Origin of the sequence: Aquimarina sp. MMG016, from assembly GCF_018100805.1 — a bacterium.
Classification (GTDB): Bacteria; Bacteroidota; Bacteroidia; order Flavobacteriales; family Flavobacteriaceae; genus Aquimarina.
In genome coordinates, this window is sequence record NZ_JAGJEA010000007.1 from 1 (window position 1) to 23,711 (window position 23,711).

25 protein-coding genes are annotated in these 23,711 nt (G+C 33.3%); 12 read left to right on the forward strand and 13 right to left on the reverse strand.

Annotated features, from left to right (window positions below):
* The first annotated feature begins 82 nt into the window (after positions 1 to 82).
* Complete coding sequence (locus J8M14_RS14230; protein ID WP_211075482.1) at positions 83 to 709, forward strand: hemolysin III family protein; 627 nt, start codon at positions 83 to 85, stop codon at positions 707 to 709.
* A 15-nt stretch (positions 710 to 724) separates the two neighbouring features.
* On the opposite strand, the gene J8M14_RS14235 is transcribed toward J8M14_RS14230, so the two are convergent.
* From J8M14_RS14235 to J8M14_RS14245, 3 genes are read right to left on the reverse strand one after another with little or no spacing between them, the layout of a single operon-like run.
* On the reverse strand, positions 725 to 1,153 hold the full coding sequence (locus J8M14_RS14235) for a DUF4268 domain-containing protein (RefSeq protein WP_211075483.1): 429 nt from the start codon (positions 1,151 to 1,153) through the stop codon (positions 725 to 727).
* Positions 1,154 to 1,156: 3 nt separating this feature from the next.
* Positions 1,157 to 1,834, reverse strand: a complete 678-nt coding sequence (locus J8M14_RS14240; protein WP_211075484.1) for a ZIP family metal transporter — start codon at positions 1,832 to 1,834, stop codon at positions 1,157 to 1,159.
* Positions 1,834 to 2,565 (reverse strand): class I SAM-dependent methyltransferase, encoded by a 732-nt coding sequence (locus tag J8M14_RS14245; RefSeq protein ID WP_211075485.1) that lies wholly within the window; start codon positions 2,563 to 2,565, stop codon positions 1,834 to 1,836. Before J8M14_RS14245 ends, J8M14_RS14240 begins: the two co-directional genes overlap by 1 nt.
* A 167-nt stretch (positions 2,566 to 2,732) precedes the next feature.
* Here J8M14_RS14245 and J8M14_RS14250 point away from each other — a divergent pair, with 167 nt between their 5' ends.
* The 4 genes from J8M14_RS14250 (at position 2,733) to J8M14_RS14265 (ending at position 8,664) form a co-directional block, all read left to right on the forward strand.
* Positions 2,733 to 3,884, forward strand: coding sequence for a class I SAM-dependent RNA methyltransferase (locus J8M14_RS14250; RefSeq protein ID WP_211075650.1), 1,152 nt, complete (start codon positions 2,733 to 2,735; stop codon positions 3,882 to 3,884).
* Between the two features lie 296 nt (positions 3,885 to 4,180).
* The gene (locus tag J8M14_RS14255) at positions 4,181 to 7,453 is read left to right on the forward strand and encodes a glycosyl hydrolase (protein ID WP_211075486.1); all 3,273 of its coding nucleotides are present in this window, start codon (positions 4,181 to 4,183) and stop codon (positions 7,451 to 7,453) included.
* Positions 7,454 to 7,479: 26 nt separating this feature from the next.
* A complete protein-coding gene (locus J8M14_RS14260) occupies positions 7,480 to 7,674 on the forward strand; it encodes an SDR family NAD(P)-dependent oxidoreductase (RefSeq protein WP_211075487.1) in 195 nt (64 codons plus the stop codon).
* 132 nt (positions 7,675 to 7,806) lie between these two features.
* A complete protein-coding gene (locus J8M14_RS14265) occupies positions 7,807 to 8,664 on the forward strand; it encodes a dienelactone hydrolase family protein (protein WP_211075488.1) in 858 nt (285 codons plus the stop codon).
* Between the two features lie 52 nt (positions 8,665 to 8,716).
* Here J8M14_RS14265 and J8M14_RS14270 read toward each other — a convergent pair whose 3' ends face one another.
* Genes J8M14_RS14270 through rlmD form a run of 3 tightly spaced genes read right to left on the reverse strand, consistent with a single transcriptional unit; the run spans position 8,717 to position 11,327 of the window.
* On the reverse strand, positions 8,717 to 9,421 hold the full coding sequence (locus J8M14_RS14270; RefSeq protein WP_247672650.1) for a DUF6048 family protein: 705 nt from the start codon (positions 9,419 to 9,421) through the stop codon (positions 8,717 to 8,719).
* Positions 9,393 to 9,914 carry a DUF6452 family protein gene (locus J8M14_RS14275; RefSeq protein ID WP_211075490.1) on the reverse strand — a complete coding sequence of 174 codons (522 nt, stop codon included), beginning with the start codon at positions 9,912 to 9,914 and terminating at the stop codon, positions 9,393 to 9,395. The genes J8M14_RS14270 and J8M14_RS14275 overlap by 29 nt, the downstream gene beginning before the upstream one ends.
* A 3-nt stretch (positions 9,915 to 9,917) precedes the next feature.
* Positions 9,918 to 11,327, reverse strand: coding sequence for a 23S rRNA (uracil(1939)-C(5))-methyltransferase RlmD (gene rlmD / locus J8M14_RS14280; protein ID WP_211075491.1), 1,410 nt, complete (start codon positions 11,325 to 11,327; stop codon positions 9,918 to 9,920).
* Positions 11,328 to 11,444: 117 nt separating this feature from the next.
* Here rlmD and J8M14_RS14285 point away from each other — a divergent pair, with 117 nt between their 5' ends.
* From J8M14_RS14285 to rocD, 3 genes are all read left to right on the forward strand, one after another.
* Entirely contained in the window at positions 11,445 to 12,005 is a 561-nt protein-coding gene (locus J8M14_RS14285) for an RNA polymerase sigma factor (protein ID WP_211075492.1), read from the forward strand.
* Positions 11,998 to 12,378, forward strand: coding sequence for a DUF6768 family protein (locus J8M14_RS14290; RefSeq protein ID WP_211075493.1), 381 nt, complete (start codon positions 11,998 to 12,000; stop codon positions 12,376 to 12,378). Before J8M14_RS14285 ends, J8M14_RS14290 begins: the two co-directional genes overlap by 8 nt.
* Before the next feature lie 236 nt (positions 12,379 to 12,614).
* Complete coding sequence (rocD, locus tag J8M14_RS14295; protein WP_211075494.1) at positions 12,615 to 13,892, forward strand: ornithine--oxo-acid transaminase; 1,278 nt, start codon at positions 12,615 to 12,617, stop codon at positions 13,890 to 13,892.
* A gap of 105 nt (positions 13,893 to 13,997) precedes the next feature.
* Here rocD and J8M14_RS14300 read toward each other — a convergent pair whose 3' ends face one another.
* Positions 13,998 to 14,906 carry a Brp/Blh family beta-carotene 15,15'-dioxygenase gene (locus J8M14_RS14300; RefSeq protein WP_211075495.1) on the reverse strand — a complete coding sequence of 303 codons (909 nt, stop codon included), beginning with the start codon at positions 14,904 to 14,906 and terminating at the stop codon, positions 13,998 to 14,000.
* An 81-nt stretch (positions 14,907 to 14,987) separates the two neighbouring features.
* Between J8M14_RS14300 and J8M14_RS14305 the strand changes: the two genes are divergently transcribed.
* Positions 14,988 to 15,731 (forward strand): bacteriorhodopsin-like, encoded by a 744-nt coding sequence (locus J8M14_RS14305; protein WP_211075496.1) that lies wholly within the window; start codon positions 14,988 to 14,990, stop codon positions 15,729 to 15,731.
* A 236-nt stretch (positions 15,732 to 15,967) separates the two neighbouring features.
* Here the strand turns inward: J8M14_RS14305 and J8M14_RS14310 are convergent, their stop codons facing one another.
* The 3 genes from J8M14_RS14310 to J8M14_RS14325 form a co-directional block, all read right to left on the reverse strand.
* Entirely contained in the window at positions 15,968 to 16,282 is a 315-nt protein-coding gene (locus J8M14_RS14310) for a CCC motif membrane protein (RefSeq protein ID WP_211075497.1), read from the reverse strand.
* 374 nt (positions 16,283 to 16,656) lie between these two features.
* Positions 16,657 to 16,995 carry a CCC motif membrane protein gene (locus tag J8M14_RS14320; protein ID WP_211075499.1) on the reverse strand — a complete coding sequence of 113 codons (339 nt, stop codon included), beginning with the start codon at positions 16,993 to 16,995 and terminating at the stop codon, positions 16,657 to 16,659.
* Between the two features lie 16 nt (positions 16,996 to 17,011).
* Entirely contained in the window at positions 17,012 to 17,293 is a 282-nt protein-coding gene (locus J8M14_RS14325; RefSeq protein ID WP_247672651.1) for a DUF2752 domain-containing protein, read from the reverse strand.
* A gap of 94 nt (positions 17,294 to 17,387) precedes the next feature.
* On the opposite strand from J8M14_RS14325, the gene J8M14_RS14330 reads away from it, so the two are divergent.
* Together J8M14_RS14330 and J8M14_RS14335 are read left to right on the forward strand one after the other, a co-directional pair.
* Positions 17,388 to 17,600: a hypothetical protein gene (locus J8M14_RS14330; protein ID WP_211075500.1), complete on the forward strand. Its 213-nt coding sequence runs from the start codon at positions 17,388 to 17,390 to the stop codon at positions 17,598 to 17,600.
* The gene (locus J8M14_RS14335) at positions 17,597 to 18,145 is read left to right on the forward strand and encodes a DNA mismatch repair protein MutS (RefSeq protein ID WP_211075501.1); all 549 of its coding nucleotides are present in this window, start codon (positions 17,597 to 17,599) and stop codon (positions 18,143 to 18,145) included. The genes J8M14_RS14330 and J8M14_RS14335 overlap by 4 nt, the downstream gene beginning before the upstream one ends.
* Here the strand turns inward: J8M14_RS14335 and J8M14_RS14340 are convergent, their stop codons facing one another.
* Positions 18,146 to 18,679 (reverse strand): hypothetical protein, encoded by a 534-nt coding sequence (locus J8M14_RS14340; protein ID WP_211075502.1) that lies wholly within the window; start codon positions 18,677 to 18,679, stop codon positions 18,146 to 18,148.
* A 15-nt stretch (positions 18,680 to 18,694) separates the two neighbouring features.
* The gene (locus J8M14_RS14345) at positions 18,695 to 19,807 is read right to left on the reverse strand and encodes a hypothetical protein (RefSeq protein ID WP_211075503.1); all 1,113 of its coding nucleotides are present in this window, start codon (positions 19,805 to 19,807) and stop codon (positions 18,695 to 18,697) included.
* A gap of 256 nt (positions 19,808 to 20,063) precedes the next feature.
* Here J8M14_RS14345 and J8M14_RS14350 point away from each other — a divergent pair, with 256 nt between their 5' ends.
* Positions 20,064 to 21,212: a cysteine desulfurase family protein gene (locus tag J8M14_RS14350; protein ID WP_211075504.1), complete on the forward strand. Its 1,149-nt coding sequence runs from the start codon at positions 20,064 to 20,066 to the stop codon at positions 21,210 to 21,212.
* Here J8M14_RS14350 and J8M14_RS14355 read toward each other — a convergent pair whose 3' ends face one another.
* The gene (locus tag J8M14_RS14355; protein WP_211075505.1) at positions 21,213 to 23,702 is read right to left on the reverse strand and encodes a carboxypeptidase-like regulatory domain-containing protein; all 2,490 of its coding nucleotides are present in this window, start codon (positions 23,700 to 23,702) and stop codon (positions 21,213 to 21,215) included.
* Positions 23,703 to 23,711 lie beyond the last annotated feature (9 nt).

The following is a 23,711-nucleotide window of genomic DNA, read 5'->3' on the forward strand; positions in this document are numbered from 1 at the left end:
TTGAAACGACTTTTTATAATTCTTAAGTACTCGAATACCAGGGATATTTCTTTTTACATATCCTTTCCTATTTTTGTAACATATGAAAATACAAACACCAACAGAAGAACGCTGGAATTGGTTGAGTCATGGATTTGGACTTATCCTTTCTGTTTTAGGACTTTTTTTGCTACTAGCTTATGATTCAAATAAAACACCTTATAGTACTTTTGGGATAGTGTTATACTCAGTTTCATTAATTATATTATATTTTGCTTCTTCTGCATATCATTATAGTAATAATCTTAATCTTAAAAAGAAATTTAGAATTCTTGACCATGTCTGTATCTATTTATTGATAGCAGGAACATACAGTCCTGTTACACTAATAGGTTTACTACATAGTAAAGGTTGGGTACTATTCTTTACAGTATGGTCTATAGCAGCTTTTGGTACAGTTCTTAAACTTTTTTTTACAGGCAAATTTGAGATATTATCAGTTATTCTTTATTTAGTTATGGGGTGGTTAATTGTATTAGATATCAATAGATTAACTGATGTGGTAAGTTATGAAGGAATCACTTATTTAATGTTAGGAGGTGCGGCATATACTTTTGGGATTATATTTTATGCTTTTCACAAGCTTAGATTTCATCATGTGATTTGGCATATTTTTGTATTAGCAGGAAGCATTTTTCATTATATATTTATTTTTAAATATATAATTTGATAAATGACTTTTATTTTAGTCATCAATATAGTCTTTGTATTCTAAAAAAAATAATTCTAGTTTATCCATCTGTTCATATAAAAAATCCATTGTTTCTTGCCAGGTATTTTTGTTATGAATACTTACTCCTTCTAATTCTGTGTAAAGCCTGGATATGATTTTGCCATTTTCTAGCTCATAATATTGATCGTATATTACCTCTTGTAAATATTCTGTAGTAAGAATGGTTTTTAGGCTAACAAACTTGTCGAAGTAATACCCTTTTATCACTTCGTCATTAGGTTCTATGTCTATAGAAACCTGAGCTTTTTTGGTGGTAAAAGTAAATTTAAGGGTGACATCTTTAATTTTAGTATTGTAAAGCAACCATTTTCTTGGATAATCTTTTCCAAAACTGGTCCAAAACTCTTGACGTATTTTTTTTGACTCTTCTTTACTAAACATCTTTTAGATTACATAAGCTATCGCAGTAGCTGCTAGAATGACAAGTAGTTTAGAAATATTAAATTTATGCCCTTCATTACTTTCGAATAAGATCGTTGTGGAAACGTGAAGGAAAATACCTATAACTAGAGCAGTTATTTCTTTGTAGTATTCTTGAACAGCTGTAAAATTTTCGGAAATAAAAGTACCTAATGGAGTCATTAGAGCAAATACTATTAGTAAAAGAACTATGAACCGTCTTTTGATTTTGGTATTTAACAAAAAAGTAGTTAAAATCATAGCTACTGGGATTTTATGTATAATAATCCCTAATAGTATCCCATCGGTGTGATGTATAGGAAAACCTTCTAAAACTGCGTGTAAACCTAAACTTATAAAAAGTAGAGTTGGGATTTGGCTAGTTTCTTTGTCTAAATGGATATGGCCGTGTTCAGCTCCTTTAGAGAAGTATTCCAATACTTTTTGTAGCAAAATACCAATCATAATCCATACTCCAGTTCGTCTGGCAAAAAGATTATCTTCAAATACTTCTGGTAAAAGATCAAAAATTGTTATAGCAAGCAGAAAGGCACCACTAAATGCTAATAATAGTTTTAAGTTTTTTTGGTTAGAAGGGTTGAAAATGAAAACAACCAAAGCTCCAATGCAAACAGCCGATATAGATAGAATATAATTATGCACTATTTAAAAATTAATATCAGTCTTGGTGAAGTTTTTTTATTGAATTTTTGTAATTGATAGTTTCCAAAAATGTCTAGAAGATTTACTTCAGCTTTTTTAAAATAATTTTCAAAATCTGAGAGCGTTATGGCTTTAACTCGTTCAGTAAAAAAGAAATCTTCGTTATCATCTTTAAATTTAATTTCTTTTAGAATATAACCATCTTCCACGTATCTCTTTATAAAAAATGTAATCCCACCAACTTCTTTAACTTCTTCAGGAATTAAGTTATCTATGACGTAATCAACATTCATAAAGTCAATCACACCAAAACCTTGTTCATTAAGGTTAGCTTTTATAGCTTTTATAGTGCTCAGGTTATCTTCTTCTTTATCAAAGTAGCCAAAGCTAGTAAACAGATTAAAAACCGCAGAAAACTTCTCAGAATATGGTTTACACATATCATGAACTTTAAACCTTAATGTTTCGTTTTCAAATTGAGAAGCATAGTCAATGCTGTTTTTTGACAGATCTACACCAGTCACATCATAACCTAAAGAGTTTAGGTATATACTATGTCTGCCTTTTCCACATGCTAAATCTAATATTTTTTCATGTGTTTGGAGACTAAGATAACTAGTAAGGTTGTCCATGAAATTTTTCGCCTCAGTATGGTCTCTATCTTTGTATAGTATATGATAATATGGAGTATCGAACCACGATGCATACCACATTGTTGAATCTTTTAGCATAGGGCGCAAAATTAATGTATTTTTGCGGTTTAATCCCAAACGATGAGATTAATTCCAGAGGGTTTGTCTCAAAAAAATAGATAACTTTCTCAAGATGGTAAAATATCTTAGTTTTTTGAGTAGTTAATTAATTTAGAATTTTTAGAATAGTGAGTAATTCATTTAAAATGGTGGCCAAAACCTTTTTTGGTTTTGAAGAAATCCTGGCAAAGGAACTAAGAAACTTAGGCGCAGAGAGGGTAAGTGTAGGTAATCGTATGGTCAGTTTTTATGGCGATACTGGTTTTATGTATAAAGCTAATCTATGTCTTAGAACTGCTCTGAAAATTCTGAAGCCTATTACTTCTAAAAAGATTAGAAACGAAAAGGATTTGTACGACTTCATTCAGGGCATTAGATGGAAAGATTATTTAGATGCAGATGATACTTTTGCAATTTATGCAACCGTAAACTCTACTATTTTTAATCACTCCAGATTTGTTTCACTAAAAGCTAAAGATGCTATTGTAGATAAATTCAGAAAAGAACTAGGACGACGACCAAATGTAGATACCGAGTATCCGGATTTAACTATTAATATTCATATTCAGCAGGATTTGTGCACAGTATCTTTAGATAGTTCTGGTGGTTCATTACATCACCGAGGATATCGAACTGCAACAAACATTGCTCCAATTAATGAGGTATTAGCAGCTGGTTTGGTAATGCTTTCGGGGTGGGATGGGCAATGTGATTTTTTAGACCCTATGTGTGGTAGTGGGACTATAGCTATTGAAGCTGCTATGATTGCATGCAACATACCTGCTAATCTTAATCGTAAAGAGTTTGCTTTCGAGAAATGGTTAGATTGGGACATGGATTTGTTTGAAAAAATAGAAGAAGCCAGTTTAAATAAAACCAGAGATTTTCATCATTCGATTATCGGAATGGATAAAGCACCTTCTGCAGTTCGTAAAGCATTGAAGAATGTAGAGAATGCAAACCTTATTGATTTTGTAAAAATTAAAGAAGGTAATTTCTTTGAAAGTACAAAAGAAACAGAAGAGAAACTCCATATGGTATTTAATCCTCCATATGGCGAACGGCTTCAGTTGGACGTAGAAGAGTTTTATTCACAAATTGGAGATACCTTAAAACAAAGCTATCCTGGAACCAATGCCTGGTTTATTACTTCTAATCTCGAAGGGTTGAAATATGTTGGACTTCGACCTTCCAGAAAAATAAAAGTATTTAACGGTAAATTAGAATCAAGATTAGTTAAATACGAGATGTATGAAGGAAGTAAAAAGGCGAAGTTTCAAAGTAAAAAAGAAAGTTAATTTGTGAAGGCTTTACACAATTGACTATGGTTTGTATTATAGTATAATCTATTCGACCCTGCCGTATTTTTATTTCATTCTGGAATTGTTCCGGTTTCAGAAGTAACTAATACAAGTACTTTTTTCATCTAGAATTTCCTAAAATAAGGGAAACCAATAAATAATCTCTCCAGTAAAGTTTGTAGTTTACAAGTTAAGAAAAGAACGCTCATAGTTTATAGTTTTCTTAAGAGTAAAAGTACAGTTATTTCTATATTTTTTACTTGTATTTAAAATTACTAATCAACTACATCAACATGAAAACCAAACACACACAAATCTTTTTCATAACAATTTTATTAATATGTATGTATCCTGCTTTTGGGCAGAGATCCAAATCAAAACAGGAAGTGAAGTCGGTACTTTCAGATTCCGTTTTCACAGGGCTAAAACTTCGTAATATAGGACCTGCATTTATGTCTGGACGAATAGCCGATATTGCAATTGACCCGGAAAATGAAAGTATCTGGTATGTTGCTATAGGATCGGGAGGAGTTTGGAAAACTACAAACGCCGGAACCACTTGGAACTCCATTTTTGATGATCAAACTTCATATTCTATAGGTTGTGTGACGATTGACCCGAATAACAGGAATACTATTTGGGTAGGAACCGGTGAAAATGTTGGAGGTCGGCACGTAGGATATGGTGATGGTATATATAGAAGTAAGGATGGAGGTGGTACCTGGGAAAATATGGGGCTAAAAAAATCTGAACATATTTCTAAAATTATAATTCATCCGGAAAACTCTAACGTTATTTGGGTGGCGGTACAAGGGCCTCTATGGAAAAAAGGCGGAGAAAGAGGATTGTACAAATCCGTTGATGGAAGAAAAACTTGGAAAAAAACTTTGGGAGATGATCAATGGGTAGGAGTTACTGATCTTCAAATTGATCCCAGGGATCCTAATAGATTATACGCAGCTACCTGGCAACGACATCGTACTGTAGCAGCATATATGGGTGGTGGTCCCGGATCAGGACTGCATCGTAGTACAGATGGAGGAGAAACCTGGGAACTGTTAAAAAACGGTCTGCCAAAATCTTGGATGGGAAAGATTGGGTTAGCCATTTCTCCACAACAACCTGATATTCTATATGCAGCAATCGAGTTAGATCGAAGAACAGGAGCCGTATACAGATCTGCTGATCGAGGAACTACCTGGAAAAAACAGTCTGATGCAGTTTCTGGGGCAACTGGGCCTCATTATTATCAGGAACTCTATGCTTCTCCACACCATTTTGAACGTTTGTATTTGGTAGATGTACGCATGCAAATTTCTGAGGATGGAGGTAAAACCTTTAAGCGAATGAAAGAGGAGCATAAACATTCGGATAATCACGCTATTGCTTTTAAGAAAAATGATCCTAATTATTTGTTGGTAGGTACAGATGGTGGGTTATATGAAACCTTTGACCTAACTCAGAATTGGAGATTTATTGACAATCTACCTGTAACGCAATTCTATAAACTTGCCGTGGATGATACCGAACCTTTTTATAATATCTATGGAGGAACACAAGATAACAGTACACAAGGAGGACCTTCTCGGACAGATAATGTACACGGAATCCAAAATTCGGACTGGAAAATAGTCCTTAACTGGGATGGTCATCAACCAGCAACCGAACCTGGTAATCCAGATATTATGTATGCCGAAAGACAAGAAGGAAACTTATCTAGAATAGACTTAACAACAGGAGAAGTAATTGATATTCAACCACAGCCAGGAGTTGATGAAGATTTTGAACGCTTTAATTGGGATGCGCCAATTTTGGTAAGTGTTCATGATCCAAAACGTATCTATTTTGCTTCACAGCGTCTTTGGCGATCTGATAACAGAGGTGATAAATGGACTGCTATCTCTGGAGATCTAACCAAAAATCAGGAGCGAATAGAACTACCTATTATGGGTAATAAACAGTCCTGGGATGCACCATGGGACTTCCTGGCAATGTCTAATTATAATACGATTACCTCAATTGCAGAATCTCCCAAACAAGATGGTGTGCTATATGTAGGAACTGATGATGGAATTATCCAAAGAACAGAAGATGGAGGCGCCAATTGGTTTAGAATTGATGTAGGGACACTGCCTAATGTACCTGCCACTGCGTTTATAAATGATATCAAAGCAGATCTTTTTGATGCTAATACAGTATATGTGGCTCTGGATAATCATAAATATGGAGATTTTAATCCTTATTTATTAAAGAGTACTGATAAAGGAAGGACTTGGAAATCCATTAAGGGTAACTTACCAAACAGAAGTTTAGTGTGGCGACTGGTTCAGGATCACGTTCAACCTAATTTATTATTCGTTGCTACCGAATTTGGTATTTATTTCTCTACTAATGGGGGTGATAAATGGATAAAACTAAAAGGTGATGTGCCAACTATCTCTTTTAGGGATTTGACAATTCAACGAAGGGAAAATGATTTGGTGGCAGCTTCTTTTGGCCGTGGATTCTTTGTGTTAGATGATTATAGTGCCTTAAGGAGTGTAACTGAAGCCAAGTTAAAAGAAGAGGCAGTGCTATTTCCTACCCGAGATGCCTGGTGGTATATCCCAAGACCTGATATCGATTTTGATGATCAAAAAGGGAGTTTAGGAGCATCACATTATGTAGCACCTAATCCAGATTTTGGAGCCGTATTTACCTATTATCTTAAGGACGGCCTGAAGACAAATATGGAAGAACGAAAAAAGGCTGAGGAGAAAAACAAAGGAAAAGACATTGCTTTTCCGGGTTGGGATAAAGTAGAAAATGAGCGAACCGAGGTCAAACCGCAAATTATTATTGCAATTACAAATAGTAATGGTAAGACTATAAGAAGAATCAGTGGACCTATACAATCCGGATTTCACCGAGTTGCCTGGGATCTTAAATATCCAGCACCTGATGCCATTACCTTAGAAAAAAATGAAAACTCTTTTGGCTCACCTGAAGGTTTTATGGCTTCCCCCGGAACCTATAAGGCTACATTATCCAAATTGATGGACGGAAAAATAACTCCATTATCAGAGCCAATTACTTTTCAGGTAAAGCAGATGCGTAAAGGAGCATTGCCTGGAGTTACTCCTGATAGGGTAGTTGAATTCTGGAGAGATTATGAAGCTGCTGTTGGTAAAGTGTCCGAATTGGATTTGAGAATGAACAAAGCCGGTAAAAAAATTAAAGCTATGAAACGGGCGCTGGCAAATGCTCAGATTAGCCCGGGAGATATGGATGTTAGGCTAAATAATATTAAAAAACGCATGGATGCACTGAGTACGGAATTTTATGGCAATCGTTCCAAACAGCAGGTAGGAGAGAAAACCAAACCTACTATTAGCGATCGAATGTTTGCAATTTACAGAGGAGTACAACGCTCTACATATGGCCCTACAGATACTCATGTACAAACTATGGATATTATAAATTCTCAGTTAGCAACAACCAACACTAAGTTTAATGGGATACAAAATGAAATAAATACGCTTATAAAAGCTCTTAATGAAGCGGGTGCTCCTTATGTAGAGGACTAATTGTTTATTCTAAAAATTATACTCTTATGATCAGAAATATATTAATTACAGGAACTTCAACCGGTGTAGGTTTTGAAAGTGCCATTCTTTTTGCCAAAAACAATTTCAAGGTATATGCAACTATGCGAAATCTCAGCAAAGCTGATGCTTTAAAAAAGAAAATTGAGGAAGAGAGTTTATCAATTGAGATCCTTCCTCTGGATGTTACTCTTTACTTATAAATTTAAAAGTCAAGAGGTACAATCCCAAAACGATAAATCAACTATTTCTTGATCAAAGAGGTTTAGTTAGCATAGCTTTTGATTACCTTTAATGTAGTAAATCTGAAAATCCTAAACTTAAAACTAACTTTTATGAAAACTCACACACATCACATCCTAATGGCTTTTTCTCTTTTACTTTTGATTGGTTGTAAAGAAAATAAGTCCGATAAAACTAAAGAAGTAACAGAAGAAGTAGAAGAAATCGTAGAAAAACCTTTTCGACTTAAAACAGAAGAAGTCACGTATAAGGCGGATACCATATCTATGAAAGGATATTTGGCTTATAACGAAAATGCCACTGACAAAAGCCCTGGAATTATTGTAATTCATGAGTGGTGGGGACATAATGAGTATGTACGTCAGCGAGCGGATATGTTGGCAGAACTTGGGTATGTAGCTTTGGCCATAGATATGTATGGAGATGGTAAATTAGCAGTACATCCTGATGATGCAGGTAAATTTGCTATGAGCGTTATGGGTAATATTGATAGTGCCACGGCACGTTTTAATGCAGCAATGACATTGCTAAAATCACAAACCTCTGTAGATGCCGATAAAATTGCTGCTATGGGATATTGTTTTGGAGGAAGTGTTGCACTAACCATGGCAAATAAAGGATTAGATCTGGATGCAGTGGCTGCTTTTCATAGCGGAGTACAATTGCCTGTAATGCCAACTAAGGATATCAAAGCAAAGATATTAGTATGTAATGGTGCTGTGGATCCGTTTATTCCTGCAGCATCCGTTGAAGCTTATAAAAAGGCAATGGATAGTGTCAAAGCTGATTATAAGTATATAGCCTACGAGGGAGCAACACATTCTTTTACCAGTAAAATAGCAGATTCTATTGGTAAAAAATTCAACCTTCCTCTTGCTTATCAAAAAGAAGCAGATGAAAAATCTTGGGCGGAACTGCAAAAAATGCTTGCAGATACGTTTTTAAAATAATAGGGTTAAAATATCAGATATTTTAAAAATTAGGAAAGGTGGTACTGTGTTATCACCTTTTCTTTTTATAAAAAGGAATCAAGTAACTTATTGAATAATTATAACCGATTCCAAATTCACTAAAATCGTTGTTTCTTCCAAAACCTGGAATGAATAAGTTATCGAATCCATCTGGTTTTTCTTCATTTGTCATATTTCTTATAGAAACACTAGCACCAAGGTATAGATTTTTGATCAGTTCTACTTTTAAACCAAATACTAGTTCTACCCAGCCGGCTGTTAAATCTTTAGACTTTTTAGAGTCTGTTATTTCATTAGTTGGAAAATAATCGGTAGAAGTAAAAACTCTATAACTATTTAAAGTCTGATCAAAAGTAGAGAATCCATAACGTAAGCCCGCATAGATACTATTTTGCATTCCGTACCAGTTTTGATAGGCATTATAATCAAAACCAAGCCTTATATAGCTACCAGAACCTTTTACATTAATATTTGGCTCTTTTCTTATAAGCGATTCGTTGCCTAACTCTGCTGCAATAAAAAACTTTTTATATATTCTATAATCCGCAACTACTTCAAAACCAGAATAATCATCATTGACAGCAGTTCGTACAAACCTTGCAAGATCGACACCCAAACGAATTCCATATTTTTCTGATGGAGGTAGGGTATCTATTGCATTTACCTTTGCATTTTCCTGTCCATTAATAAAACAGGAAAATAAAATACTAATGAAAAATATATACGTGCGCGGCATTCTCATTGTTTACTTCTAGTTGTTGAATTCTTATATCTTTTATCCAGTTACCCTCTCCATCTTCATTTGTTAACGTCCTGGTTAACGTATTGTAAATAACCCTAAAGCCACAGGCGGTACTTACATATTCTTCTGATATTGTATATTGAAAACTAACTGTATCTGTATTGGCGATAATATCAGGGTCTTCACTATTGGCATTTATAGTAAACTCGAATTCGGTTATCGATTCTGTAGTTTTTAAAGGAATTGCAATAGAGTCTTGAGTTATGGCATCCAGAAAATTTTCGGTAATGTCACTGTCTGTTGATTTAACTCTTAGATCGGTTGGACTTTTAAAAGTTATTCCATCGTTATTATCAATAAACCGTATGATCAATAATGGAGTGGTAGGTGTGTTTTCTGCACAGATATCATCACGTTCACAGCTGGATATAGCATGTAACATAATTAGTGTAGCGGCAAAAAATAATAAACTTTTAGTTACTTTCATACATTACCTTTTTTCTAATAGCACCACGTTCTCAACATGATAAGTCTGCGGAAACATGTCCACAGGTTGCACTTTGGTTACCTTATACTTCTCATCTAATAACGCTAAATCACGAGCTTGTGTTGCACTATTACAACTAACATATACAATTCTATTAGGCAAAATATTTAATAATTGTCCTACTACATCTTTATGCATTCCATCCCTTGGAGGGTCAGTAATGATTACTTCTGGCTGGCCGTGTTTTGCAATAAAATCTTTGGTAAAGACCTTTTTCATATCACCAACATAGAATTCTACATTGTCAATTGTATTGTTTTTTGCATTTTTCTTAGCATCTTCAATAGCTTCAGGAACTGCTTCTACACCTATAACTTTTTTTGCTTTTTTAGCAACAAATTGAGCAATCGTCCCTGTACCTGTATAAAGGTCATAAACTAATTCGTTTCCAGTAAGGTTCGCAAAATCACGCGTTACTTTATATAATTCGTATGCTTGTTTAGAATTGGTTTGGTAAAATGATTTTGCATTTATTCTAAAACGTAAACCTTCCATTTCCTCTTCAATATAGTCCTTTCCTATATAACAGATTACTTCTTGATCATAAATAGTATCATTACCTTTTGGGTTAACTACATACTGAAGTGAAGTAATTTCAGGAAATTCTGAGCCTATAAAATCTAATAATAAAGTTCTTTGTTCTACATCCTCATAGAAGAACTGTACAAGAACCATAATTTCTCCAGTAGAAGAAATTCGTATCATCAATGTTCGAAGAAAACCATCTTGGTTTCTCGCATTATAAAATGAAAGATTATTTACAGTAGCAAATTCCTTTACTTTATTTCTGATAGCATTACTGGGATCTTCCTGAAGATGGCATTTATCAATGTCCAGAATTTTATCCCACATTCCCGGAATATGGAAGCCTAAAGCATTTCTATTGTCAATATCAGCATCACTTTTAATTTCTTCAGGTGTTAACCATCTACTATCACTAAAAGAAAATTCCATTTTGTTTCTATAGAAAAATTGATCTTCAGATCCTACTATAGGGTGTACATCCGGTAATTCAATTTTACCAAGTCGGGTAAGGTTATTAACTACTTCTTGTTGTTTATAGGCTAGTTGGTGTTTATAGTCCATAAATTGCCATTTACAACCTCCACAAGTTCCAAAATGTTTACATACAGGATCTACTCGTTTTTCAGAATACTTATGAAAAATAGTAGCAGAGCCTTCGTAATAGGCCTTGCGTTTTTTTGTAGTTTGTATATCTGCTATGTCACCAGGAACTGCATTGTTTATTAAAATAACTTTTCCATCAGGAGCTTTGGCAATACTCTTTCCCTTTGCACCTGCATCTATAACTTCAATTTTTTCAAAGATTTGTCTTCGATTTTTTCTTGCCATAGCGCAAAAATAAGAATAGAAAGCATATACTTATTAATTATTCAGCATATCTTATAAAAAAGAAATAAAAAAAATGAACCTAATTAATATTTCTACGTCTATATTATAAAGGTTACCATGACAAGCACCAATAAAACATTTGATTCTTTGTTGGTATTACAATGCCAATCCGGTGATAAGAAGGCTGCTGCAATTCTTGTTAAAAGATGGCATGAAAAATTATGCACACAAGCAAATTGGTATATTAAGGATAAAGAGATTTCTAAGGATATTGCGCAAGATAGTTGGAGTACAATTTTGCAAAAAATTAATAACCTAAAAGATAGTAACAGTTTTGGGAGTTGGGCTTTGGCTATTGTTACTAGAAAATCAATTGATTGGTTACGAAAAAATAAAAAAGAGCGAGATAATTTAAATTCTTATCGCAAAGAACTCAATCAGAACTTGGTTAAGAATGAAGTTTATGATGAATCTGAGCATAAAAGGGTCTTATTAAAGAAGTCTATTGAAAAACTACCGGGTGACCAGCAAATGGTGCTTCATCTTTTTTATGTCGAAGAATATAACATTAAACAAATAGCTGAGATAACAAGTATTTCTACAGGGACTGTGAAATCTCGTTTGTTTACCGCTAGAGAAAAACTGAAGTTAATTTTAAAAACTAAAAATCATGAATAATAAAATAGAAGATATTGATCGATTAATAAAAGAAACACTAACCCAAGAAGAAGCAAAGTTTTATGACGAATTGGATGAGCAAAACATCTTAGAGATGATAGGAGGACTTTATAAAACAAAAAACAGATGGATTATCATTATGATGAACATAGTAAATGTTATTTCGTTTGGATTTTTTATTTATTGTGTGGTACAATTTCTTAATACTGATAATACGAATGAGCTCATAAAATGGAGTGGAGCAGGTTTTTTATCTATAATGACAGCATCAATGCTAAAGTTGTACTCTTGGTTACAAATAGATAAGAATGCACTATTGAGAGAAATAAAAAGGCTAGAATTACAGATTTCATCAATAGCTGGAAAAATATGATAAATGATTTGAGAATTTGTTTTTCAAAATTCTTAAACCTTAGTAAAATGCACCTATTATTTTGAATAATTAAAAATAGAATCGTTTAAAGACTCGAAAATTAAATAATCAATAAAGATTTAGTAATTTTGTGACTCTCTTAGGGATGATTTCTCTCCCACGCTGAATTTTCGAGTCTTTTCGAAAGGATAAAGGTACAGAAGGAATGGTTATTTTATCAATTTAAATTATTAAAAATGGCTGTTTTAGAAAAATTAACTTCTCAACAAGCAATCGATCTAGAAAACAAGTATGGAGCTCATAACTATCATCCTTTACCTGTAGTTTTAAATAAAGGAGAAGGTGTATATGTGTGGGATGTAGAAGGAAAGAAATATTATGATTTTTTAAGCGCATATTCTGCAGTTAACCAAGGACATTGTCATCCTAAAATAGTAGGAGCAATGATGGAGCAAGCACAAACATTGACCTTAACTTCTCGTGCATTTTATAATGATAAGTTAGGAGAATACGAAAAGTTTGCCACAGAGTATTTTGGGTTTGACAAACTCCTTCCCATGAATACAGGAGCAGAGGCTGTAGAAACAGCGTTGAAACTTTGCAGAAAATGGGCATATGAAAAGAAGGGTATTTCAGAAAACGAAGCAGAGATTATAGTATGTGAGAATAACTTTCACGGAAGAACGACCACTATTATATCTTTCTCTAATGATCCTGTTGCCAGAAAAAACTTTGGCCCATATACAGCAGGATTTATCAAAATCGAATATGATAATCTACAGGCTCTTGAAGATGCTTTAGAAAACGGTAAAAATGTTGCAGGTTTCTTAGTAGAGCCAATTCAGGGAGAAGCAGGAGTTTATGTTCCTTCTGATGGTTATTTAGCTAAAGCTAAAGCGCTTTGCGAAAAGCATAACGTACTCTTTATTGCTGATGAAGTACAAACAGGTGTTGCCAGAACAGGTAGATTATTAGCTACTTGTGGAAATTGTTCTTGTTCGGATAAAAATTGTTCAGATACACCTGATGTTAAACCAGATGTTTTGATATTAGGTAAAGCATTAAGTGGTGGAGCGTATCCCGTTTCTGCAGTATTAGCCGATGATCATATTATGGAAGTAATCAAACCAGGAAATCATGGAAGTACTTTTGGAGGAAACCCAGTTGCCGCGGCAGTGGCAGTTGCCGCTCTTGAAGTTGTAAGAGATGAAAAACTAGCCGAAAATGCTTATGAACTAGGAGAATTGTTTAGATCAGAATTGAACAAGTATATCGAAAGCTCAAAAATTGTTAAGCTTGTAAGAGGAAAAGGACTACTGAATGCTATAGTAATCAATGATGATGAGGAAAGTGAAACTGCTTGGAATATTTGTGTAGCCTTAAAAGAAAATGGTCTTTTGGCTAAACCAACTCATGGAAATATCATTCGTTTTGCTCCACCTCTGGTTATGAATAGAGAGCAATTATTAGATTGTGTAGATATTATTACTAAGACTTTGAAAGGTTTTGAGTAATGAGATGTTCATGAATTAACATTGTCAATCAGTTGATCTAAAACAGGTTGATAGTTAAAATATAGATAGAACCTTCGAAGCTAGCTTCGAAGGTTTTTTTGATGTTTACTGTTTTTTGAATTTAGCCATTACCAGTACGTGCGGAAAGGTAATAGCGGCTATTAAAATAAAAAATATTGATAAAAACAGATGATTTTGATCATCAAAAACGAAATACAAAATAGACAGCCCAATTATTGATATTAACCAATATGGGAAGGAGGATTTTAAATATTTATAGAAATTTTTCTTTTTGTAGTCACCATATAGATAGTAGACCTGGTCTGCTAAAGAAGGTATACTATGCCAAAAGATAAAGTAAATAGCGAAAGCCCACAGTAGTGATGCTGTATGAAATACTATAAAAAACAGAAATAGATAAAACACTTCTTCTAATGGATTAGACTTTATCTTAGCATATATGTTTTCTTTAATGCTTATTATCAAAAAACATATGCTAGAAAATATAAGAATATATAAATAAAGATTCTTTGTAAAAGAAATACCAGTAATATTATTGATAATAATGGTAACTTCTTGACTATTATTGAAAAAGAGCATAAAAAGAATTATAAGACCATAAGTAGTATACATAATCCTACTGGTAAAGCTCTTATTATATATTTTAGAACTCCAATGCTGTTCTCCAAAATGATATGCACTAAAAAATATAAATAGGAATAACGCAAAAACTGGTACAAAATAAAAGCTAAGTATACTTAAAGTTACTATAGAAGAATAACTAATTAAAATTTTATAAAGTTTGGTTTTTTGAGAACTATTAGAAAGCTCTGAAGCTTTTTGAATGAGCTTAATATCATTGGTACCGTGTAAAATTCCTAGGGATAGGATTAAAATATATGCAAAAATATCTTCGATATTATCTTGAAAGTAGACGGCAAACCACAGAGAAAAAAAAGTAGCTATTAACATAAAACTTTTCAAATTCGTAAAAAAAAGGACGTTTTTTTTCATAATGTTTAATAAAGTTATCCTAAAGTTAAACAATTTTTGTTTAATGTTTATTAAATTTGATTAAACAAAATTATAATTGTTATGAAAAGTATATTTATGTCAATCCCTTTGATCCCCGAAATTGCAACGGATGATTACGTAGGTTTTACCTTTTTTGTTGGTTGCATGGCTATGATGGCCGCATCGGTTTTTTTCTTTTTTTCTATGAATAGTTATGATAGAAAATGGAGAACTTCAATTCTGATTTCAGGATTAATTACTTTTATTGCAGCTGTACATTATTGGTATATGCGTGATTATTGGTATGATCATGGATCATCACCTACGTTTTTCCGTTATGTAGACTGGATATTAACAGTGCCTCTTATGTGCGTGGAGTTTTATCTTATTCTTAAAATTGCTGGTGCTAAAAAATCACTAATGTGGCGACTAATTATTTTATCTGTAATTATGTTAGTAACCGGATACTTTGGAGAAGCAGTATACAGAGATCAAGCTTGGTTATGGGGGCTAATTTCTGGAATTGCTTATTTTGTTATAGTGTATGATATTTGGTTGGGTCGTGCAAAAAAACTAGCCGAAGAAGCTGGAGGACCGGTTCTCCAAGCACATAAGACATTATGTTGGTTTGTACTTGTTGGTTGGGCGATTTATCCAATTGGATATATGGCAGGAACACCTGGATGGTATGAAAGTATATTTGGCGGTTTAGCTATGGATGTCATCTATAATATAGGTGATGCTGTAAACAAAATTGGTTTTGGATTAGTTGTATATAACTTAGCAGTAAATGCATCTTCAAAGTCAGAAGGAGCTATATCTTAGTTTAATTTAGTTAATAAAAAGGAGGTCTTCTAAGCCTCCTTTTTTTATTCTCTACTGAGTAAATACCCAAAATCTTGATTTGCTAGCGAATATTAAAAGTTTGAAATCGTGTTCCTATAAAATGACAGTCGGCTTACCTTGGAGAAATTTACTTCTTTTATAAAATTTCTTAAAACTTTAGTATTCTTAGTGTAATTTATGTTTCTATTAAAAATATTTATGGCAAGTTGTTTTTATTAATATCCTCCCTCCATAATTTCTGACCAAGGTAACATAGCCCCAATGAATATAAAGTAGATAATCATTAGTAAAAATAATAACGCACTAAGTACTACACCAATTATTGCACATATTTTTCCTGCCTTCACATTTTCGTATCCTGTATACATTTCAGGATTAGCATTATATAATGTGGTAGCATTTTTAGATAATACTAAGGCTATGATTCCAAAAATAAGCCCAAAGATTCCATAACAAAAGCATGAGACAATGGATAAAATCCCAAATACAAGTATTAAAGTAGCATTGGGTAGTTGTTCTTTAGTTTCCATAAAGGTGTATTAGATTTTAATAATAAAGTTGGTAATAATAAGTATAATATTCAGGATATAAAAATATTGTAGAGTTTTCGCTCCATTCTTGAATTTGAAAATAAGATGAGCAATTAAAAAGCTCATCATAAATAGCATAGGGATAAGAGCTGGATACATCAAGAAGGATTCTGCTAAATTTCCTTTGAGAAGTAAAACAAAACTTCGTTGTAATCCGCAACCAAGACAATTCATACCCAACATTTGTTTTGAGGGGCATTGCATAAGGTTGGATTCAATAAAATCAATAAAACTTTCCAATTTTTAGAAGTGATGTAAACAAAAACTGCCTGAAAATAGTATTTCAGACAGTTATATTTTGCTTAAATATATATTTAGTTACCAGACACTCCTTCATTGAATCCTCTAGAAAACTCTTCAATCATTTGTTGGTATCCTTCTGTACCCACGGTAGCAAGAACCCATATTGAGTAAATAGTTGCAATACTACTAAGTATTAAACCTATGATGGCTAATATCTTTCCAGTTTTAACATTATTGTATCCATCATATAATTCAGGGTTTTCTGTATATAAGGTAGTCGCTTTTTTTGCTAATACTAAGGCAATAATTGCGAAAATTAATCCTATAAAACCTGAGCAACAGCATCCTACAAGAGATAAAATACCAAATACTAAAATAAGGGTTGAATTGGGTAACGTTTGTTTTTCCATAATAAAAATTGATTAGTTAAAAAAATATTTTCATTTTAATAAAATAGCTTATAATTATAGTAAGCACAGTAATAATCATCAATGCTAGTTTAATTGTCCAATCATGTTTAAATGACACAAAGAAATTAAACCCTATAAATATCAATAAAAATAATAGAGGATAAATAGCAGGATACATATAAAAAGCTGCTACAAACTCTCCCTTTAATATTAGCGCCGCAGAACGCTGCATGCCACAACCCAGGCAATCTACACCAAATAGTTTTTTGTTTAAACAAGGAAGCATATATTTTTCCAAAGAGAGATTGTTTTCTGATTATATTACGCAATATACATAATTAAGTTATTTATAACATTTCGAATTAAAAAATCTGATTTATTACTTTTACAGCATGAAACAAGGAAGAATAAAAAAAGTTATCGGCATACTATTGATTTGTATTGGAGCTATAGCTCTAGTGACAGAAATAGGAACTCAGACAAAAAATTATTATATACAGAGTGTCGGAATAATTTGTTTAATGTTAGGATTGTTTTGGGTAAATACCACATTGGCATCTAGATCAAGAATAGAGAGTAAAACATATATTGAAGAAGAAGAATGATTAAAGTTGGTGACACGGTTTCAGTATTAGATGAGCCAATAACAGGTAAGGTAATTTCTGTTGAAAATGATGGAGTAACTATTGAGACTGAGGATGGTTTTGATATGCAATTTCTTATACGCGAAGTAGTAAAAATACAGTCTGGTGAGATGATATTACCTTCTTATGAAGAGGTTCATAAGAACCTTCAGGAGAAAGAGGTTTTTAAAAAGAAACCTAAGAGACCGGTTCCAAGACCAAAGGAAAGAAATTTACCACCTATGGAGGTAGATTTACATATCCATAAATTAGTAAAATCAACCAAAGGGATGACCAATCATGAGATGGTTACTTTACAACTGGATACAGCTAAACGACAATTGGATTTTGCAATCCACAAACGAATTCCAAAAGTAGTTTTCATTCATGGAGTAGGGCAAGGTGTTCTAAAAGAAGAACTCAAATACTTATTTGGTAGATACGATAATGTCAGGATCTCTGATGCAGATTATAAAAAATACGGTTTAGGCGCTATGGAAATTTATATTATACAGAATCCTAAGTAATTAATTTGTAATAATTATTTCCTCGCTACCTAATAATAAATTTTCCTTTCTGATAATTCCTCTTTCGCCTACAAATGTTACATTCTTTAATGTTACGGTCCTGGTAAATCTATCTTGACCATCTGTAGAGGGCGGTAATGCTGTATAACTTATTTCCAAAGATCCATTCGTACTTATTAGTTCTTCGGTCACACTAATATTACTTGGTGGAATACTGCTACAAAAGTAGTCTTGTCCATTAATAGGAGAATTAAATTGTCTATAAATTAATTGATTAGAACTGCTTAATGTGAATATAGTAGGTTCGTCCACCGAAATATCATCAGTTTGAGGAGTAATATCAAAGGAAGTGCTTGTAAAATTTACTGATAAAGATCGATTAATATCATCATCAATTTTGTAAAACACAAAATTATTACCATTTGAGCAGCTTTCTAGGTCTGCCAGAAAATCAATATTATCCTGAATAACATCTCCCTCGCTACAACTTAGAATAAGCATCAATAATATAATATAACTATATAGTTTAATCATGTTTAACCTTAAAATTTAATTCTCCTCATCTGTTATAGAAATAGTAACTTCTTTATTACCAAATGAAAATATATTGTTCTGCAGATTGCTATTATTGGCATTAAACATTAAGTCAGTAAAGCTTACCGTAGATCTAAAAGTAGTTATGACTGTATTGCTTAAGCTTGGATTTAAATCAACAAATGGAATATTTTCATCATTAGGATTTGGGTCTGTGTCTAAATAATCAGGAATCATATCCATATCATTATCATCATTTCTTGGATCATTATCACCATTGCTATCTTCATTAATAGTTAGAACCCCATCATCATCATCATCATTATCCAAGTAGTTAAATATTCCGTCTCCATCATAGTCATCATCTCTTGGGTTTCCATTTTCATCAATATCTTCATTAATAGTTAGAACTTTGTCTCCATCGTCGTCATTATCTAAGTAATCTGGAATATTATCTCCATCAGTATCCCTGGGGTTGTCGGTATCGGGATCATCATCAGGAAACTCTATACTAGTAAGAATATTATCATTATCATCATCCTGATCTTTGAAATTAGGAATTCCATCATTGTCGGTGTCAAACCCAGCTTCTATAAGACCATTTACGTTTCCTGTGGAGGCATTATTTCGATCATCATCCAGATAATTAGGAACTCCATCTCCATCAGGGTCTGCTGTAGGATCAATGCCACCCGATTCTACTATTGGATCTACACCATCATTATCATCTTCTTCTATAATTTGTACAATTATCTCAGCGTTACCTTGTACGCTAACAAATTCTTCGGTAACAATGATATTGCTTGGTGGTATACTATTACAAAAATAATTATTATCAATAGCAACGTTAAACTGTCTGTATATAAGTTTATTGTTATCGTCTAACTGAATTATTATAGGACTAGCTGTCTCTTTTGTTTCAGAAAAAGTATCATCGATAAAATTAAATGAAATAGCCTCATTGTTACTGGTATTAATTTTAAAGAATACAAATTCATTTTCTTTAGATCCTTCACAAAGTTGTAAGGTAGCATCGTCAAATTCAAAACTAGTAACAATGATATCTCCATCATCACAAGAGGATAATGATATAATGAGAAAGAATAATAATATTTTAAATGATTTCAAATCCTGGTTTTTTTAAGATTTTGATTCGTTTTAATTCTAAAGACGAAACAAAAATACAAATGTTCATTTTTACACTTAATTTTAAAGAATTTCAGACAAAAGTACAGCAATTGAAAGATTATAGAGTAACGTGTGGAAAATAATTTTATTTGAACTAGCTTTGCGAATGCAAAAAATGAAGATATAGCAAATATTAAAGCTTATTTTTGCAGAAATATTCGTTTTACTCATATTTATCACAAATTATTTTGATTTTATGCAAAAGGTATATTTTGATAGTGCAGCTACTACACAGTTACGACCTGAAGTTATAGAAAAAATGGCCTTAGTTTTGGCAGAGGACTATGGAAACCCTTCTTCAACTCACGGATTTGGGCGTTCTGCAAAGAATCATATAGAACAAACCCGTAAGAATATAGCTAAATATTTAGGTGTAAAAGCCTCGGAGATTATTTTTACTTCTGGGGGTACTGAAGCGGATAATTTAGTGATTAATAGTGCTGTTAGGGATTTAAAAGTGAAACATATTATTACTTCGCGTATTGAACATCATGCTGTTTTACACACTGTTCAGGAAATTGAAACACATCATAAAATTAGGGTGAGTTATGTAGATATAGACAACAAAGGTTCTATAGATTATGAGCATCTTGCCTCTTTATTAGGTGATTCTGATGAAAAGGCTTTAGTAAGCCTGATGCATATTAATAATGAGGTGGGAACGATCTTAGATATTCAACGAGTAGGTGATTTATGCAAAGAACATAATGCTCTTTTTCATAGCGATATGGTACAATCTGTGGGACACTATGATGTGAATCTTAATGAATTAAATGTAGACTTTACTGCAGTAAGTGCTCATAAGTTTCATGGGCCTAAGGGAGTAGGTTTTGCATATATCCGTAAAAACTCGGGACTGAAACCTTTAATTTTTGGAGGAGAACAGGAGAGGGGATATCGTGCCGGAACAGAAGCTGTGCATAATATAGTCGGTATGGATGAGGCGCTACGATTGGCGTATGAAAATCTGGAACAAGAAAAAGCATATGTTTCTGACCTTAAGCTTTATTTTGTAGATCAACTGAAAGAAAAAATCGAAGGTGTAAAATTTAACGCCAATTGCTGTGAGATTGGACATAGCACTTATACACTAATCAACGCTTGTTTACCAATATCAGAAGATAAAGCTGGAATCTTATTATTTCATCTTGATATTAATGGAATTGCCTGTTCTAAAGGTAGTGCTTGCCAGAGTGGTAGTAGTAAAGGTTCTCATGTGCTTACAGAAATTTTACCAGAAGAGGATCTAGCTAAACCTTCGATAAGATTTTCTTTTTCTAAGTTTAATACCAAAGAAGAGATTGATTATGTAATTGACGTTCTGAAGAAGTTCATTGAAGGTTGATTAAAACTTCATTCCGACCCTCACATTAAAAATTCTAGGTGTCAATAAGTTAGGGATGGCAAACTGTAACTGACTGGCAGCATCTCTCACAAAAGTATTAGTGATAGAGTTTCTGTTGTCAAAAACATTGAAAATTTCAAACCCTAAATTTAGTTCTCTAAAATTATTTAAGAAATGCCCTTCTCGCATTCGTTTGTTTTGATCTACCACAATATATGATACCCCTAAATCTGCTCTACGGTAATCTCTAAGACGTCGATCCCTAAAGTTATCTCCTCTACTATCCTGTAGATATGGATCCGCAGAACTAGGAGTTCCACCCGGCACACCGGTTTGGTATAACATGTTAAGATACATTTTTAGATTAGGCATTGTAGGCACATAATCCTGAAATAATACTCCAATCTTAAGACGTTGATCTGTAGGTCGCGCAATATAACCACGGTTGTCAAGATTTTCTTTAGTTTGTAGAATACCTAGGCTAACCCAACTTTCCGTACCGGGAACAAACTCTCCATTAAGCCTCATATCTAATCCTGTAGCATAGGCTTCTGCATTATTATTAGCTCGATATCTTATCCTAACATTTTCTACTGTATATGTATTTACATCTGTGAGCTTTTTATAATATAATTCTGTGGTGAGACTAAAGGGTCTTTCCCATAAATCAAAACTATAATCATTACCCAACACAGCATGTATGGATTGTTGAGCTTTTACTTCAGGTCTAACTACACCATTTAGATCTCTTAATTCTCTATAAAAAGGTGGTTGGTGATAAAATCCACCCGAAAGACGGAATATCATATCTGAGTTCCAATTAGGCTTAATAGCAAATTGAGCTCTGGGGCTAAAAACTATGTTTGATTGGCTTTGGAGCCCGTCTCCGGATACAGTCCAGTTCTGAGACCTAATACCTACATTTGCCCAGATTTCGTTTTCATTATAATTAGAACGGAAACTATACTGAGCATATCCTGAGATTCTATCAATTTTTACATTATTTCTTGCTCTGACACTATTAAATGGAACAATTGGACTGGCAAAGGGAGCGTATGGTTGCTCGTTTACAAATTCATCTCTTAATGGACGAATAGAAAAACCTACAGAGTCTAGAATCTCATACTCTTGTATACGATCTCTAATATCTTCTGAGGTATACTTAATACCCCAATCCAATTGGTGCTTGTCTTCAATATAGGTTCCTTTATGTTCTGCATTAAATATAAGAGCATCAAGGTCATTCCTGGCGTGGGTAAGTTGAGAACCTACTCCTCGGTTAAATTCTACATCACCTAAATCTCCGCTACCAATATCTGTGTTTACCGTCCCTAAAAAATACTCTGCAAGAATATCAAAATGTTCCTGTTCCTGAGTATGGTATCCAGAGGCGATGAATTTTAGGGTAAGGTTTTCATTAGCTTGATAAGTTCCCTTTAACGCTCCGAAGTATGTTTCATATTTGTCTACTTCCTGACCTTCATAAAATATGGTCAATGCAATAGGATTTGTGAAAGTACCAAAGTTTGTTCGACGAGTCAGTGGCTCATAATCATAATTGTTAATTGCTATGTTACCTAAAAAACCTAATTCGAATTTTTTGGAAAAATTGTAAGAGATATACGTTTGTACATCAGTAAATCTAGGTCTAAAATTGGTTTCTGTTTCTTTTGCATTGACAAGGAGGCTATTGTCTCTATATCGAACACCGATAATTCCCGATAGTTTTTTGTCCTTAGTGATACCGCTTGCAGAAACACTTCCGCCAAGTAAGCTCAGATCTGCCGTGGCTCCAAATCGGGTAGGTCTTCTATAGGTAATGTCTAAAACTGAAGATAATTTATCTCCATATTTAGCTTGAAAACCACCAGCAGAAAAATCTACGTTTCTTACTAAATCTGTATTTACAAAACTTAATCCTTCTTGCTGACCAGACCTGATTAGAAAAGGCCGGTATACTTCAATTTCATTTACGTATACTAAATTTTCGTCATAATTACCTCCTCTAACTGAATATTGGGTACTCAATTCATTATTAGAACTAACACCAGGTAAACTTTTTAATAATCCTTCTACTCCAGGATTAGCGGAAGGAGTTGTTCTTATTGTTTCCGGATCCAATGTAGTGATTCCTTCTACGATTTTTCGTTCACGACCTGTGATAACTACCTCACTAATTTGCTCAATGTTAGTATTTAGAACAGGGTTAAATTCATACTCCTGATTTTCATCTAGCTTGATAGTAAATATTACATCCTTCAACCCTACGTGAGATATTTTAATACTTACTTCTCTATTGGCAGGAATAGAAAGCTCATAAACACCATTTTTGTCAGTTTGAGTTCCTGAATTTTCATAAGACACATATGCATCTGAAACTGGGATTTTAGCCTCGTCTAAAACCACACCTTTTATAATGGCGTTTTGGGCTAAAGCAGAAAAACTAATTAAGAATGAACAAAGGAACAGGAAAGCTAGGTTATTTTTCAAAAAAGATAC